Below are 14,909 nucleotides of genomic sequence, written 5' to 3'. Positions count from 1 at the left end.
CCCGATGGCCAAATATCGTGCAAGCGCTTGGCTTTACTTCTTTTCATACATCATGAACACTATGGCACTGCACCAGTTCCTCCAGGGGGGCTGGCGTGACTGGCACAGCGGGGATCGCAGCGGCATGTTCGCCATCATCGGCGTAGTCACCACCATCGTCACCGTGTTCGGTGGATTTGTCTGGGGTCATGGCCGCATGGGCATGCTCTGGGTGCCCCCCGAATATTTCAGCATCTTTGGCATGGGTGCCGGCGTCTTCTTCTTCTCAAACCCCAAATCCGTCGCGATGGGGGCGATGAAGGCTATCGGCAAGGTGTTCAAGGGCGCGAGTTATCACAAGGCGCAGTACCTTGAGCTGCTGACGATGATGTACCAGGTCTTCAAGGTGGCGAAGACCAAGGGTCTGCTGGCGCTGGAAGCCCATATCGAAAAGCCTGAGGAAAGCTCGATTTTCCAGGCCTTTCCGAACTTCCACAAGAACCACCACGCCGTCGCTTTCTTCTGCGACTATCTTCGCCTCATGTCGCTCGGCACGGAAACGCCGCATGAGCTCGAGGCGATCATGGATCAGGAGCTGGAGACGGAGCACAAGGAACACCACGCCCTCTCCCACGCTCTTCAGCACACGGCAGACAGTCTTCCCGCCATCGGTATCGTCGTTGCCGTTATGGGCGTTATCAAGACCATGGGCTCGATTACCGAACCGCCGGAAGTGCTCGGCGAACTCATCGGCGGTGCGCTTGTGGGTACCTTCTCCGGCGTGTTCGCCGGTTACGGTTTCCTCGGCCCCATCGCCAACAATCTGGGCCAGATCTACGATTCAGACGGCAAGTACTTCCAGTGCATGAAGGCCGGCCTTATCGCCCATGTGTCGGGTTACGCCCCGGCCATTTCGGTCGAATTTGCCCGCAAGACGCTGGAAGGCCACAACCGTCCGAGCTTCCAGGAACTGGAAGAAGCCACGCAGAACCTGCCGGCAGCAAGCTAAGAGGAACGGACCGGCATCATGGCATCCGATCTGCACGAAGAGGTCACACCGATCATCATCACCAAGAAGCGCGTCGTCGGCGGCGCGCATGGTGGTGCGTGGAAAGTGGCCTATGCGGACTTCGTGACGGCCATGATGGCGTTCTTCCTGCTGTTGTGGCTGCTGAATGCCACCACCAACGAGCAGCGCGCCGGCATTGCCTCCTATTTCTCCCCGGCCTCGGCCTCGCTGGAGCGCTCCGGCGCCGGCGCCCCGGCATCGGGCCTCGACATCACCTCCCCCGGCAGCCTGACCGGCACCGGCTCCCCCACCGTCGTCAGCGTGCCGCTGCCCAATCCGAACTCCGAGCCGACCTCCGAAAACTTTGAAGGGTCGACCGGCAAGGGCCTGCCCGGCAAGGCGCCGATCAATGACGAGACGCTGGCCAAGGCGCTGGCGATCAAGGAAAAGACCCGGTTCGAGGAAGCCAAGAAGCGCCTGCAGGCCGTGATCGCTGCCGATCCTGCCCTTGCCGGCTTTACTGACAATCTGCTGATCGACGAGACGCCGGAGGGGCTGCGCATCCAGATTCTGGACCGCGACGGCCGCTCGATGTTCCCGTCCGGCGGCGATGCCCCCTATGACCAGACGGTGGAGATGCTGCGGCTGATCACCGGTATCGTCAAAGACCTGCCCAATCCCATCGAGATCCGCGGGCATACCGATAGCGAGCCCTATGTCGCGCCCGATGGCAGCGGCAACTGGGAGCTTTCGGCCCGCCGCGCCAATGCGGTGCGCCGGGTGATGATGCAGAGCGGCCTTGCCGAGGCCCGCATCGCCGAGGTTGCCGGCATGGCCGACACCGACCCGCTGGACAAGGACAACCTGCTCTCGCCCATCAACCGGCGCGTCTCGCTCATCCTGCGGACGCAGAACCCGAATGCGCCGACTACCGCCGACCAGGGCACAGCCCCGGCCGGCGATATGGCGCCCGCGGCGACTCCCGAAGCCGCTCCAGCGCCCGCAACCGCGCCCTGACGGGCGGGTAAAATCCGCTGAAACCGGGCTCAGTGCGACCTGTGCACCGGCATGAAGACAGCGTTATGTTTCTTTCTCGCAGCTGCGGCAGAATTCCTTGCATTGGGGCCAGTATCGCCGTGACAGCCACACGGCGGCTCGTCCATAGTGAATTCCGTAAATAATCAGTAGCCGGAATACCGGCGCTCTTGCAGGGACCCTTCACACGTGAAAGACACGCTGGCCGCCTCCTTCGGGAGATTGCTGGAGGGGTATGATCAAGGCCCCTTCTTCGATGAATTGTTTGGAAGCCAGGGCCAGTTGGCGCCGCACGCCGAAGCGATCAGGCAACGTTTCAATGCCATCGGCTTCGACGAACTGCGCGGACGCGCCTCGGACGCCGAACGCGAGCTCTACAATCTCGGCATCACCTTCATCGTCTACTCGGAAGCCGAGGCAGTAGACCGTATCCTTCCCTTTGACGTGATCCCCCGCGTCATCTCCAAGCCCGAATGGGCGCAGCTGGAGGCCGGGGTGCAGCAGCGCGTTGCCGCGCTCAATCTGTTCCTGCACGACATCTATCACGACCAGAAGATCCTGAAGGACGGTATCGTCCCTGCCGATCTCGTGCTGGGCAACGTCAATTACCGCGAGCAGATGCGCGGCGTGGACGTGCCCTTCGGCACCTATGTGCATATCTGCGGCATCGACCTTGTGCGCGATGAGCACGGCACCTTCCGTGTGCTGGAAGACAATGCCCGTATCCCCTCCGGCGTCTCCTATGTGGTGGAAAATCGCCACATGATGATGCGCGCCTTCCCGGACATGATGAACGATATCGGCATCCGTCCGGTCGAGGATTACGGCGTGCGCCTGCTGGACGCCATGATGAAGGTGGCACCGGCCGGGGTGGATGATCCGCAGGTGGTGCTGCTGTCGCCCGGCTCCTACAATTCGGCCTATTTTGAGCACATCTTCCTTGCCCGCGAGATGGGTGTGCCGCTGGTCGAAGGCAGCGACCTCGTGGTGGAGAATGACCGCGTCTACATGAAGACGACGGACGGGCTTGCCCCGGTGCATTCCATCTATCGCCGCATCGACGATGCCTTCCTCGATCCGCTGGCTTTCAACCCCAACTCCATGCTGGGCGTGCCCGGCATCATGGATGCCTACCGCAAGGGCAATGTCACCCTCGCCAACGCCATCGGCACCGGCGTGGCAGATGACAAGGCGATCTATGCCTACATGCCGCGGGTCATCAAATATTACCTCGACCAGGATGCCATCATCCCCAATGTCGACACCCGCATCTGCCGCGAAAAGGATGGGCTGCAATATACGCTCGACCATCTGCATGAGCTGGTGGTGAAGCCGGTGGGCGAAGCCGGCGGTTATGGCATCACCATCGGCCCCCGGGCCAGCAAGGAAGAGCTCCAGCAGGCGCGCGAAAAACTGCTCGCCGATCCCGCCAACTATATCAGCCAGCCGATGATCGGCCTGTCCGTCTGCCCGACGCTGACCGAAAGCGGCGTCGAGCCCAGGCATGTCGATCTGCGTCCCTTTGCGATCACCGGCGACAGCACCTGGGTGCTGCCGGGCGGCCTGACGCGCGTGGCGCTACGGCGCGGAACCCTGATCGTCAACTCCTCGCAAGGGGGTGGCTCCAAGGATACGTGGGTGCTGGAATGAGCAATCTTCTGCTGGCGCGATACGCCGAATATATCTTCTGGCTCGCCCGCTACATGGAGCGTGCCGAAAATCTCGCCCGTATCCTCGATGTCAACGAGACCTTCTCGCGTGACAGCCGCGGCATGCGCAACTGGCACTCCATCGTGCATCTGTGCAATGACGGCGAGCGGTTCCAGGCGCGTTACGGCGAGGTCACCGGCGACAAGGTGATCTTCTTCTACGCGCTCGACCGCGACAATTCGGGCTCCATCTTCAACTGCGTGAAATACGCACGCGAGAACGCCCGCACCCTGCGCCCGCTCATCTCCACCGAGATGTGGTCGCAGATCAATGTCGTCTATAACTGGCTCAAGGACCTCAGGCCGGAAGATGTGAGCCAGCACCGGCTCTCCCGCTTCTGCGACAAGGTCAAGCAGGCCTGCCAGACCCATGCCGGCATTACCGAGGGCACTTTCTACCGCGACCAGGGCTGGTACTTCTACCAGATGGGCAAGCAGATCGAGCGGGCGGACCAGATGACCCGCCTCATCGACATCAAATATCACCTGCTGCTGCCCAGCGTGGATGATGTCGGCTCCGCGCTCGATACCAGCCAGTGGAGTGCCCTGCTACGCTCGGCTGCCGGGTATCACGCCTTCCGCCGCGTGCATCCGCGCGGCATGAACCCCAAGGCGGTGGCCGGCTTCATGCTGTTCTCCAGCCGCTTCCCGCGCTCGGTCTCGGTGTGCCTGCACGAGATCCAGAGTTTGCTCGCGGGCCTGCGCACCAGTTTCAACCTGCGCGGCGGCATCCATGCCAGTGAAACGACGGACGAGATCAATGCTGCCGTCGAAGCCCATACCATTGACCGGGTTGTCGCCGGGGGTCTTCACGAATATCTAGATTGGGTGCAATGTCGTTTGATCGACCTCACAAACGCCCTCGGCGCTGACTTTTTCGGCGCGGAGACCGCGTAAGGAGAGCAGAAGAAGGCAGCCGGTTCCCGAACATGTCAGTTATCAAACCTGCTCATGGGAGCCTGCTGCAATTTTTCCGGTCAGGCCCGCTGCCCTGCCCCTACCTGCCCGGCCGGGTCGAGCGCAAGCTCTTTACCCGGCTGAGCGGGCGGGATACCGCGGAGACCAACAGCCAGCTCTCGCGGGCCGGCTTCCGCCGCAGCCACGACATTCTCTACCGGCCGGTGTGTGAAGGCTGCACGGCCTGCCTGCCGGTGCGCATTCCGGCGCATGAGTTCGCTCCCACGCGCACCATGAAGCGCACCATGAAGCGCAACGCCGACCTTACGCCCGGCGTCGAGAACGCCATCGCCACGGCAGAGCATTACCAGCTCTTTCATCGTTATGAGCTGGTGCGCCATGCCGACAGCGACATGGCTCGCATGTCCTTCTCCGACTATGCCGACATGATCGAGGAAGGCGCATCCAGCGCTTTCCTGCTCACCCTGCGGGACGCTGAAGGCGATCTCTGGGGGGCGATGCTGGTCGACCGGCTGAAGGACGGCTTTTCCGCCGTCTACAGCTATTTCCGCGCCAGCTCCGGGGCAGACCGCAGCCTCGGCACCCAGCTGGTGCTGACGCTCACCAGCATGGCGGCCGCCCAGGCCAGCTTCAATAACGAGCCGCGTTATATCTATCTTGGTTATTACATCGGCGGCTCGCGCAAGATGGACTACAAGGCCCGTTTCCAGCCACTCGAAGTTCTCGGGCCCGAAGGCTGGACTAAAATGCAGGACGAGTAATTCCCTGTCGCAAAAGTTTTATAAATACACCTGAAGTCGCATCAATTACGGATCTTTGATACATCCTTGGTCTCGTTGACCAATGGAGTATGGCCTTTTATTTTAGTAATCAGTCTGACGCGGAAAGTGAAATGCTTCCCCTGCTCTCTGATTACTCCGTTATTCTTGTCGACGGCAACGACCGCACGCTCAAGATCGAACAATCCATGCTGCAAAAGCTGGGTTTTGGCAGGGTGTTGACCTCCCTTAGCCTGACGAACTGCCTCACCGTGGCGGGGAGCGACCCGAAGCCCGATCTTGTGGTAACGGACACTACCCTTGCCGACGCGACGGGCATCGAGCTCCTGAAGGCCGTGCGCATCGCCATGACGCCGCTGCCGGCCGACACGCCCGTGCTGATGATGACCGCCAAACCCGACCCGCAGCAGGTGGCGCTGGCGCGCGAATATCATCTCAACGCGCTTCTGGTAAAACCCTTTTCCCCGTCCCAGCTGGCCGAGCGGGTGGAAGCCTGCCTGCGCAGCCGCATCGCCAAGGCACGGGCCGAGGCCGTCGAGCGCGGCATGCTGCTGCGCCCCCGCGCTCCGCTGGAGCCGTAACCAACCAGCTCCCGGAATAAAAAACGGCCCTTCTTGCGAAGGGCCGTTTTGTTATCGCCTGAGAGGATCGCTTATTTGGTAAAGCGGTTCGTCGTCGGGAAGCCGAAGGGCGGCGTACGGCCCACATGGCCGCGCCGGCCGAGCCAGGGCCGCATATCGGCTTCAGTGCGGGTACGCTCGCCGAGCTTCCAGCTGAGCCCGCCCTCGAAATTGAAGCTGGTGACATCCATAAAGCCGCCTTCGCGATACTTCTGCAGGATGACGCCCTGGCCCTTGGCCATCACCGGCACCTCGTCGACCGGGAAGACCAGCAGCTTACGCTCTCCGCCCAGAAGGGCGATATGGTCGCCGCTGATCACCATGCAGCGCACCGCCTTGCTGCCGGTGCCAAGGTTAAGCACCTGCTTGCCGGACCGGGTCTGCGCAAACACTTCACCCGCCTTGACGCGGAAGCCTCGCCCGCCATCGCTCACCAGCAGCAGTTCCTGCTCCTCGCGATAGGGCATCATGGCGATGATTTCGACATCGTTGGGCAGATCGACCAGCAAACGGATCGGCTCGCCGAAACCACGCCCGCCCGGCAGCTTGTCCGCGCCCAGCGTGTAGAAGCGGCCATTGTCGGCAAAGAGCAGGATCTTGTCGGTAGTCTCGGCCTGGAGCACGAACTCCTCGCCGTCGCCATCCTTGTACTTCACGTCCTGCGCATCGCTGATATGGCCCTTGAGCGCGCGCACCCAGCCTTTCCTGGAGAGCACAATCGTCACTGGCTCACGCTCGATGAGCGCTTCCACCGGCACCGCAATGGCGGCCGGTGCGGAGGCAACTTCGGTGCGGCGGCGGCCAAGTTCGGTATCCTTGCCGAACAGGCGCCGCGTCTCGTCCACCTCGTCACTCAGCTTGCGCCAGCGGCGGGCTTCGTCGCTCAGAAGGTCGATGAGATCGGCGCGCTGGCGGTTCAACTCGTCGTTCTCGCGGCGGATCTCCATCTCTTCCAGCTTGCGCAAATTACGCAGGCGCATGTTGAGGATGGCGTCGGCCTGGATTTCAGTCAGCGTGAAGGCCTTGATGAGCTCTTCCTTGGGCTCATCCTCCTCGCGGATGATGCGGATCACCTCGTCGAGATTTAGATAGGCAATCAACAGGCCGCCGAGGATTTCCAGCCGGTGCTCGATCTTGTCGAGGCGGAAGCGCGACCGGCGAACCAGTACCTCATGGCGATGATCAAGGAAGGCCCGCAGCACCTCCTTGAGGTCCATCACCTGCGGTATCTGCCCGCCATTCAGCACGTTCATGTTGAGGCTGAAGCGTACTTCCAGCTCGGTATGGCGGAAGAGCTGCTCCATCAGCACTTGCGGATCGACGTTTCGGCTCTTGGGCACGAAGACGACGCGAATGTCCTCGGCCGATTCATCCATCACGTCGTCAAGCAGCGGCAGCTTCTTCTGCGATAGCAGTTCGGCCACGCGCTCGATCAGGCGCGACTTCTGCACCTGGTACGGGATCTCGGTAACAACGATCTGCCAGGTACCCTGCCCCAGCTTCTCCTGCTCCCAGCGGGCGCGCACGCGCATGGAACCGCGGCCGGTGCGGTAGGCATGCAGGACGGTCTCTGCATCTTCCACCAGAATGCCACCGGTCGGAAAATCCGGGCCCGGCACATAGGCAATAATCTCATCGACTGAGGCATCCGGATGGTCGATGAGATGCTGCATGGCATCGCACAGCTCGCCTACATTATGCGGCGGGATGTTCGTCGCCATGCCGACGGCGATACCGGAGGAACCGTTGGCGAGCAGATTGGGGAACGCGGCGGGAAGAACGATCGGCTCTTCCTGCTCGCCATCATAGGTCTCGCGGAAATCGACGGCGTTTTCGTCGATACCGTCGAGCAGCGCGATGGCAACAGCCGTAAGACGCGCTTCGGTGTATCGCATCGCCGCGGCGCTATCGCCGTCGATATTGCCGAAATTGCCCTGGCCGTCGACCAGCGGGTAACGCACGGCAAAGTCCTGCGCCAGACGCACCAGTGCGTCATAGACGGAGGCATCACCATGCGGGTGATACTTACCGATGACGTCACCGACCACACGGGCCGATTTCTTCGGCATCTGGTCGGGGTTGAGACGCAGCTGGCTCATGGCGAACAGGAGGCGCCGGTGCACCGGCTTCAGCCCGTCACGCACATCGGGCAGCGAACGTGCCACGATGGTTGAAAGGGCATAGGAGAGATATCGCTCGCTCAGCGCCGTGGAGAGCGGATGGTCGATGATATCGTTTGCGGGGCCGGGTGCAGTCGCGTCACTCATGGAAGGCAAAATACCAGATGTGGGGTGACCGTCCAGTGGCTACGCTACACGTCGTGGAAAGGAAATCCCTTCCAGCCTAATATCCCGTTCTCGCCGCCCGCCGGAGCCTGCCAGATGAGCTATTTCTACAATCCCGCCGAAGGTCACGGCCTGCCGCACGACCCCTTCAAGGCCATCGTCGCGCCGCGCCCCATTGGCTGGATATCGACAATCGATGCGGAGGGGCGGCCGAACCTCGCCCCCTATAGCTTCTTCGGTGCCTTTGCCGGCAACCCGCCCATCGTCGGCTTCTCCAGCGAGGGCTTCAAGCACAGCGCTGCCAACGCCATCGCGACTGGCGAGTTCGTGGCCAATCTCGCCACCGCCCCGCTGGCGGAAGCGATGAACATGAGCTCCAAGCCGGTGCCCGAAGGGGTGGATGAGTTCGAGCTTGCCGGCCTGACCAGGGCGCCGTGCCGCAACGTCAGCGCGCCGCGCGTCGGGGAGACCCCTGCGGCGCTTGAATGCAAGGTGCTTCAGGTCATCCGTCTCAAGGATCTGGCGGGCAAGGAGCTGCACAACCATCTGGTGCTCGGCCAGGTGGTGGGCGTGCATATCGACCCCGCCTATCTCAAGGACGGCCAGTTCGACACCGCCGCCGCCCGCCCCATCGCCCGCTGCGGCTATCGGGGAGACTATGCGGAGGTCAGCTCTCTCTTCGAGATGATCCGGCCGACACTTTGAAGCTTCAATGAGTGGCGAGAGACCAGCCGGGCGCAAAGAGCGGCACCGGCTCCGCCACCCCGTCCAGCTGATGCGGGCCGAGATTTTCCCACGGGCCGTCATTGAGTGCGGCCACGGCGCCGGTCACCACTACTCGCCGTGACAGGCGCTTGCACTGGCCTTCCACGCGGGAGGCAAGATTGGCGGCAGTGCCGATGATGGTGAAATCCTGACGCTGCGGCACGCCGATATTGCCGTAGATCATCTCGCCGACATGCAGGCCGATGCCGTACCCCACCGGCTCATCGCCCTTGTCGTGGCGCTTGCGGTTGAGCGCAGCCACACGGCGATCCGCCTCGCGTACCGCGGCCAGCGCCCGGGCCACAGCGCCGCGGGCATCCTCCCCTTCGCCGATGGGAAAGATCGCCAGCGTGGCGTCCCCGTAGTAACGCAGGATCTGTCCGCCGCCATCGATCACGGCGCCGGAAGTGGCGGCGAAATAATCGTTGAGCAGCGCCAGGAACCCGTCCGGAGAAAGGCTCTGCGCCCAGCGCGTGGAAGCGCGCAGGTCTGAAAACCAGATGACGGCTTCAAGGTCCACCTTGTCGCCATGACCAATCTGGCCCTTGAGCACGCGGCTGCCGGCATGGGTCCCGAGATAGGTCAGCGCCACGCTCTCCAGACTGTCCGCCAGAATCACTGCCTTTACCGCGAGCCCAAAGCTCGGCGTTACCGCCCGCAAGAGTTCGATATCGCTGTCGCTCATCCCGCCTTCGCGGTCGGCGACATAGGAGATGTGGAAGCTGTTGATGCCGCCTTCATCATCGTCCTTGCCGAACATCTTCGGCACATAAAGCACGGTAAAGGCCATGTAGTCGGTGCAGCCCAGCTCATTGAGCGCCCCGAAGAGCGGAAAGCGGTTATGCATGCGCCGGTCCGTCAGGTCGACGCGCCACTCTTCCAGCTTTTCCAGATACATATGGTAGAAGGGATAGGAAGCGAGCTCGTCCTCCTGCGGCATCACCCGCGCCCAGTCGACACTAATGTTGCGCTCCCCGCCCCGCCACCAGCCATAGTCGCTGACCATGATGTCGGAGCGCAGGCGCTCATGCGTGATGTTCAGGCGCAGGAGCGGCACTCCGGCCTTCACCAGACGCTCGGCAAGGAAGTCGACCATCGGCTGCACGCCCTTGGCCGTCAGGCCCCTGCGGGCGAGTTCCCGGTTTATCTCGCAGGCAACGTTACCAAGCTCACCCACCAGACAATCTCCCTTGCCGTCATTGCATCCGAGGGCAAAAGGCCGCCCTCAGCCGGCTTCCCAGCGCTCCCCCGCCGGATCGGCGAGATCGGAGAGGTCATAGGGCGTGCCCTGATAAACCTCGTTCAGCCAGTTCTGGAACATGAGGAAAGCATGGCTGCGCCACCGGTTACGCGGGTTTTTCGCCGGGTCGTCCGAGGGGAAATAATCATGCGGCAGCTCGATGGCCTTGCCCTCTGCAACATCCCGCCGATATTCCAGCGCCAGCGTGTCGCAATCATATTCCAGATGGTTGAAGTTGAAATGGTCGCCTGACTTGAGGTCACGCACCACGCACACGCCGGTTTCTTCGGACTCAACGAGGATCTGCAGCCCCGGAACCCGCTCGATATCGGCGCGCCGGACTTCGGTGTGACGGCTTACCGGGACCGGCACCACATCGTCAAAACCGCGCAGCAGCGGGCTTGCCGCATCCAGCACCTCATGCGGATAGATGCCGAAGGCCTTTTGCGGCAGCGGGTGCTTGGGCACGCCGAAATAATGGTAAAGCGCCGCCTGCGCGCCCCAGCAAATGAAGAAGCGGCTGTAGACGTTCTCCCGCGCCCAGTTGAAGATATCCTTCAGCTCGGCCCAGTAGGCGACGTCTTCATATTCCAGCGTCTCCACCGGTGCGCCGGTGACGATCAGCCCGTCGAAGCGCTGCTGGCGCACCTCCTCCCACGACCGGTAGAAGGCAGCCATGTGCTCGGCCGAGGTGTTGCGCGGCGTATAGCTGGCCGTTGCCAGCAGCGTCACTTCCACCTGCAGCGGCGAAGCGCCCAAGAGGCGCGTCAGTTGGGTTTCCGTGGCAATCTTGAGCGGCATGAGGTTGAGGATGGCGATCCGGATCGGGCGGATGTCCTGCCGGACGGCTTGCGCCTCCGTCATCATGACAATGCCCTCGCGCTCCAGAACGGCACGGGCAGGCAGATTGTCAGGGATCTTGATCGGCATTTTCTCTAAACCTCAGGAATTTCCGGCATCGGTCAGGGTAGCGGCCTCAACCCATTCTGGCTGCGGCCTGACCGGCCGACTTCAGGTACTTCTCGAACAGATCTTTCTTATAAGGCCGGCGTTCGGCTTCACTGCGAACGGCATCATAGATGAGGTCGAGCAGCTTCGGGGTCAACAGGCCGAACTTGCGGCCGCTGGCAGCTTCGCGCAGCTGTTCGCTTTCCACCTCGTCCATCGCCTGCCACAACCGGTCGGCGGGAATGGCGACGCCCCATTTGTCGGCAATGTCCCGGTACCGCTCGGCCCGGCTTTCGATGAGGTCGCCCACCCAGTCGCGCACGATCTCGGCGGCCGGCCGGTCGGCGTCGTCCGGCAGGCCCCTGACCTTTCCTTCCAGGAAGGGCGGGTAATAATAGAGCGGCTTGGGATAATCGCGGGCGCGCTGGATGATGGTGCGGCGCAGATCGTCCGACAGCTCGAAATAGACCAGCAGCGTGTCGCGCGTCAAAAGCTCGAACATCGGAACGGCGCCCGGCTCGTTCACGCGGCCATAAAGATCCTCGATCTCGCACAGCGAGCCGGAAGCATCATTGACGAAATGGCGGCAGCCATAGATCGAGCGCGCCTTGTCGAGAAACTCCGGCACATCGCGCATCGACCAGCATTCGCCGCGCCCGTAGAGGAACTGGCGGCGCTTGAACTCGCTGAGGGTCAGCTCATCCTCGCCATTGCCGTACATGCCAAGGAAGGTGGTGACCGGCTCCAGATTGTCGACGGTGATGTTGGTGCCGATATAGATGCTGTCCGACTTCAGGAGCCGCGCCGTGAAATGGTCCTTCTCGATGATCTTGCGCTTGATGTTATCGAGGATCGGCTCGGCCAGGTAACGCGTGCCGATGCGGTAGTCCGCCGAGTAGTGAAACCAGTTATCCTCGCGCCTCAGCTTGGTGGCGAGCGTCGTCTTGCCGACGCCGGACATGCCAAGCAGCGTCAGCGCCTGCGGCAGCTGGCGGAACGCATCGCGGGGGGTGGAAAACTCAGCACTCATCTCGGCCACTATCACTCGTTCGGGAGGTAAAGTCGGGGCGATGGTCGGGGCAACGGGTATGCTCAAGGCTGGTTTAGCAGCCGGCAGCCCCCTCGTAACAGCAAATAAAAACGCGCCGCCGGACGGGCCGGCAGCGCGTTATCAAGGCCTTGGGAACCGGGAAGGCTCCGCTGGAACCCTCTGATCAGCCCTGCGGCGCTTTCACATAGCGCAGATAGGGCTTCTCGGCGCGCCAGCCTTCCGGGAACAGGGTTTTGGCTTCTTCATCCTTCACCGACGGAACGATGATGACCTCGTCACCCTTCTTCCAGTCAGCCGGGGTCGCCAGCTTGTGCTTGGCGGTCAGCTGCAGGCTGTCGACGATGCGCAGCAGCTCGTCGAAATTGCGGCCGGTGGAGGCCGGGTAGGTCAGCGTCAGCTTCACCTTCTTGTCCGGGCCGATCACGAAGACCGAGCGCACGGTCACCGTCTCGCTGGCATTTGGGTGGATCATGTCATAGGCGGTTGCCACGGCACGGTCCGGGTCGGCGATCAGCGGGAAGTTGAGCGCCACGCCCTGGGTGTCCTTGATGTCGCCGACCCAGGCATGGTGGTCCTCGATCGGATCGACAGAAAGGCCGATCACCTTGACGCCGCGCTTGTCAAATTCCGGCTTCAGCTTGGCAACGCGGCCGAGCTCGGTGGTGCAGACCGGGGTGAAATCCTTGGGATGGGAAAACAGGATGCCCCAGCTGGAACCCAGCCAGTCATGGAACTTGAGCTTGCCGTCGGTGGTGTCGACTTCAAAATCCGGGGCGGTATCGCCGAGACGCAAAGACATAAAAACTCTCCCTGTTATACGCGTGGTGGCACGATTGTGAGGTGATTAATCACACTCTCGAACAAGATTTTTTCGGCGTCAAAGGATATTTTTAACACTAAATAATAGTTCTTTATGCCTTAAACGCCGAGCATCCACACCGAGGCCGAGAAGGTTACCACCCCGGCCAGGGTCGAGAGCAGGATCGCGGAAGAAATCCAAGGCGTAGGCGTAGCATATTGCTGCGCCAGAACGAACACCGTGCCGGCCGTCGGCAGCGCCGCAGCCAGGATGGCCGCCTTGGTGGCAACCGGCCCGAAATGAAAAAGTGCCATAAAACAGGCCGCCATCATCAGCGGGTGCACGGCAAGCTTGATGATGGTGATGGAAACGGCCCGCGGCAACCCGGCATTGAGCGAACGGCCGGCGAGCGAGCCGCCAATAGCAAACAGGGCCACCGGCCCCGCCCCGCTGCCGATCAGATGCAGGAAACTGTCCACCGCCACCGGCAGCCGCAACTGGACGGCAGAGGCGGCAAAACCAAGCACAATGGACCACAGCAGCGGGCTACCGATGAAGCCGCGCGCCACCTGCCGCAAAGCCGCGAGCGGGCTGCCGGCATCCCCGCGTGTCACTTCCATAAGCGCGATGGTGGCTGGCACCGAAACCACAAGGTCCGCCACCACGATCAGCACCGCCGGTCCCGTCGCCTCCCGCCCCAGGAGCGCCACCAGCAGCGGAATGCCCATATAGCCGGTGTTGGAATAAACGGAGGCGAGCGCCTGCATGGAAAGCTCGGCCAGGCTGCCGCGCGCCAGCGTGAGAATGGCGAGGAACGGCACCACGCCCACCAGCGCATAGGCCAGCACATAACGCGGCTGGAACAGCGCATCGATGGGCTGGCTGTAAAGCCCCAGAAACAACATCGCCGGCAGGGCAAACCAGTAGACGAAGCCATTGAGCCCGGTAATCCCCGCCGCCGACACCAGATTGCGCCGCGCCCCGATCCAGCCGCACAGGATGAGTGCGAAGAAGGGCAGGATGACGGTCAGCAGCGTAGACATGAAAAAGGCTCCGGCGAAACAGCCGCCACTGTGGCAGCCGTTCCCGGGCACAACAAGGAGATGGACAGCAATCCTGACCTGTTATGCAGGCAGGTCTCGCAAGACAATCCTCCCCTCTTGGGGAGGTGGCCCGCAGGCCCGGAGGGGGTAATGAGTGAGCCAGAAAGCAGAGGCCTCAAACCAACCTCACCTCATTACCCCCATCCGCTGCTTCGCAGTACCTTCCCCGCAAGCAGGGAAGGATGAAAGTTTCAGGGCTTCAGCGCCCTCGTTATCTCGGCCAGCACACCATCGATATTGCTGAGGGTGTCGTTGTTCCAGAACCGCAGCACCCGCCAGCCCTGGCTTTCGAGATAGATCGTCCGGCGCGCATCCGCCTCGGCCGTATGCTGACCGCCGTCAGATTCGATGATCAGATGTGCAGCCGGGATGCAGAAATCAGCAATGTAAGGTCCAATAGGCAGCTGCCGACGAACCTTGAACCCCAGCAATTGCCGCCCTTTCAAGCGCAGCCATAGCGCTTGCTCGGCATTCGTCATACCGGAGCGCAGCGACCTCGACCGCCGGGTGATTTCCGAAACCATGGAGAGAAAATTAAGGCAACATCCTCGCCCATTTCAATCCTCCCCAACTCGGGGAGGTGGCCCGCAGGGCCGGAGGGGGTAATGAGGGAGCCGCGAAGCTGAGGCCTCAGACTAACCTTTCCTCATTACCCCCATCCGCTGCTTC

Annotated in this window: 14 protein-coding genes; 7 read left to right on the top strand and 7 right to left on the bottom strand. The window is 62.1% G+C overall.

Going from position 1 to position 14,909, the window contains the following annotated elements:
- Positions 1-124: 124 nt before the first annotated feature.
- From motA to QTL98_RS09575, 6 genes are all read left to right on the top strand, one after another.
- Entirely contained in the window at positions 125-988 is an 864-nt protein-coding gene (gene motA, locus QTL98_RS09600; RefSeq protein WP_510637562.1) for a flagellar motor stator protein MotA, read from the top strand.
- 18 nt (positions 989-1,006) lie between these two features.
- Positions 1,007-2,005: a flagellar motor protein MotB gene (locus QTL98_RS09595; protein ID WP_445681995.1), complete on the top strand. Its 999-nt coding sequence runs from the start codon at positions 1,007-1,009 to the stop codon at positions 2,003-2,005.
- 207 nt (positions 2,006-2,212) lie between these two features.
- The gene (locus QTL98_RS09590; RefSeq protein WP_445681994.1) at positions 2,213-3,673 is read left to right on the top strand and encodes a circularly permuted type 2 ATP-grasp protein; all 1,461 of its coding nucleotides are present in this window, start codon (positions 2,213-2,215) and stop codon (positions 3,671-3,673) included.
- Positions 3,670-4,629, top strand: a complete 960-nt coding sequence (locus QTL98_RS09585; protein WP_445681993.1) for an alpha-E domain-containing protein — start codon at positions 3,670-3,672, stop codon at positions 4,627-4,629. The genes QTL98_RS09590 and QTL98_RS09585 overlap by 4 nt, the downstream gene beginning before the upstream one ends.
- 32 nt (positions 4,630-4,661) lie before the next feature.
- Positions 4,662-5,411, top strand: coding sequence for an arginyltransferase (locus QTL98_RS09580; RefSeq protein ID WP_445681992.1), 750 nt, complete (start codon positions 4,662-4,664; stop codon positions 5,409-5,411).
- Positions 5,412-5,542: 131 nt separating this feature from the next.
- Positions 5,543-6,010 (top strand): response regulator, encoded by a 468-nt coding sequence (locus QTL98_RS09575; protein ID WP_445681991.1) that lies wholly within the window; start codon positions 5,543-5,545, stop codon positions 6,008-6,010.
- A 71-nt stretch (positions 6,011-6,081) separates the two neighbouring features.
- Here the strand turns inward: QTL98_RS09575 and parC are convergent, their stop codons facing one another.
- Positions 6,082-8,316, bottom strand: coding sequence for a DNA topoisomerase IV subunit A (gene parC / locus QTL98_RS09570; RefSeq protein WP_445681990.1), 2,235 nt, complete (start codon positions 8,314-8,316; stop codon positions 6,082-6,084).
- A 114-nt stretch (positions 8,317-8,430) separates the two neighbouring features.
- Between parC and QTL98_RS09565 the strand changes: the two genes are divergently transcribed.
- Positions 8,431-9,039, top strand: coding sequence for a flavin reductase family protein (locus tag QTL98_RS09565; protein WP_445681989.1), 609 nt, complete (start codon positions 8,431-8,433; stop codon positions 9,037-9,039).
- Positions 9,040-9,043: 4 nt separating this feature from the next.
- Here the strand turns inward: QTL98_RS09565 and QTL98_RS09560 are convergent, their stop codons facing one another.
- The 6 genes from QTL98_RS09560 to QTL98_RS09535 all read right to left on the bottom strand — a co-directional run bounded on the left by QTL98_RS09560 (position 9,044) and on the right by QTL98_RS09535 (position 14,719).
- The gene (locus QTL98_RS09560) at positions 9,044-10,276 is read right to left on the bottom strand and encodes an adenylate/guanylate cyclase domain-containing protein (RefSeq protein WP_445681988.1); all 1,233 of its coding nucleotides are present in this window, start codon (positions 10,274-10,276) and stop codon (positions 9,044-9,046) included.
- A 48-nt stretch (positions 10,277-10,324) separates the two neighbouring features.
- On the bottom strand, positions 10,325-11,269 hold the full coding sequence (locus tag QTL98_RS09555; protein WP_445681987.1) for a homoserine O-succinyltransferase: 945 nt from the start codon (positions 11,267-11,269) through the stop codon (positions 10,325-10,327).
- 46 nt (positions 11,270-11,315) lie between these two features.
- Positions 11,316-12,317, bottom strand: coding sequence for a hypothetical protein (locus QTL98_RS09550; RefSeq protein WP_445681986.1), 1,002 nt, complete (start codon positions 12,315-12,317; stop codon positions 11,316-11,318).
- A gap of 184 nt (positions 12,318-12,501) precedes the next feature.
- A complete protein-coding gene (locus tag QTL98_RS09545) occupies positions 12,502-13,137 on the bottom strand; it encodes a peroxiredoxin (protein WP_445681985.1) in 636 nt (211 codons plus the stop codon).
- A gap of 119 nt (positions 13,138-13,256) precedes the next feature.
- The gene (locus QTL98_RS09540) at positions 13,257-14,180 is read right to left on the bottom strand and encodes an AEC family transporter (protein ID WP_445681984.1); all 924 of its coding nucleotides are present in this window, start codon (positions 14,178-14,180) and stop codon (positions 13,257-13,259) included.
- Between the two features lie 251 nt (positions 14,181-14,431).
- The gene (locus QTL98_RS09535) at positions 14,432-14,719 is read right to left on the bottom strand and encodes an endonuclease domain-containing protein (RefSeq protein WP_445681983.1); all 288 of its coding nucleotides are present in this window, start codon (positions 14,717-14,719) and stop codon (positions 14,432-14,434) included.
- Between the last annotated feature and the right edge of the window lie 190 nt (positions 14,720-14,909).

It is taken from the genome of Radicibacter daui, assembly GCA_030657355.1.
Taxonomy (GTDB): domain Bacteria; phylum Pseudomonadota; class Alphaproteobacteria; order Radicibacterales; family Radicibacteraceae; genus Radicibacter; species Radicibacter daui.
This window is presented reverse-complemented; position numbering and strand designations above follow the sequence as displayed.

Bases quoted from the DNA above. Each gene is read 5' to 3' on its own strand.
- motA (WP_510637562.1), top strand. From the start codon at position 125: ATGTTCGCCATCATCGGCGTAGTCACCACCATCGTCACCGTGTTCGGT.
- QTL98_RS09595 (WP_445681995.1), top strand. From the start codon at position 1,007: ATGGCATCCGATCTGCACGAAGAGGTCACACCGATCATCATCACCAAG.
- QTL98_RS09585 (WP_445681993.1), top strand. From the start codon at position 3,670: ATGAGCAATCTTCTGCTGGCGCGATACGCCGAATATATCTTCTGGCTC.
- QTL98_RS09580 (WP_445681992.1), top strand. From the start codon at position 4,662: ATGTCAGTTATCAAACCTGCTCATGGGAGCCTGCTGCAATTTTTCCGG.
- QTL98_RS09575 (WP_445681991.1), top strand. From the start codon at position 5,543: ATGCTTCCCCTGCTCTCTGATTACTCCGTTATTCTTGTCGACGGCAAC.
- parC (WP_445681990.1), bottom strand. From the start codon at position 8,316: ATGAGTGACGCGACTGCACCCGGCCCCGCAAACGATATCATCGACCAT.
- QTL98_RS09565 (WP_445681989.1), top strand. From the start codon at position 8,431: ATGAGCTATTTCTACAATCCCGCCGAAGGTCACGGCCTGCCGCACGAC.
- QTL98_RS09555 (WP_445681987.1), bottom strand. From the start codon at position 11,269: ATGCCGATCAAGATCCCTGACAATCTGCCTGCCCGTGCCGTTCTGGAG.
- QTL98_RS09550 (WP_445681986.1), bottom strand. From the start codon at position 12,317: ATGAGTGCTGAGTTTTCCACCCCCCGCGATGCGTTCCGCCAGCTGCCG.
- QTL98_RS09545 (WP_445681985.1), bottom strand. From the start codon at position 13,137: ATGTCTTTGCGTCTCGGCGATACCGCCCCGGATTTTGAAGTCGACACC.
- QTL98_RS09540 (WP_445681984.1), bottom strand. From the start codon at position 14,180: ATGTCTACGCTGCTGACCGTCATCCTGCCCTTCTTCGCACTCATCCTG.
- QTL98_RS09535 (WP_445681983.1), bottom strand. From the start codon at position 14,719: ATGACGAATGCCGAGCAAGCGCTATGGCTGCGCTTGAAAGGGCGGCAA.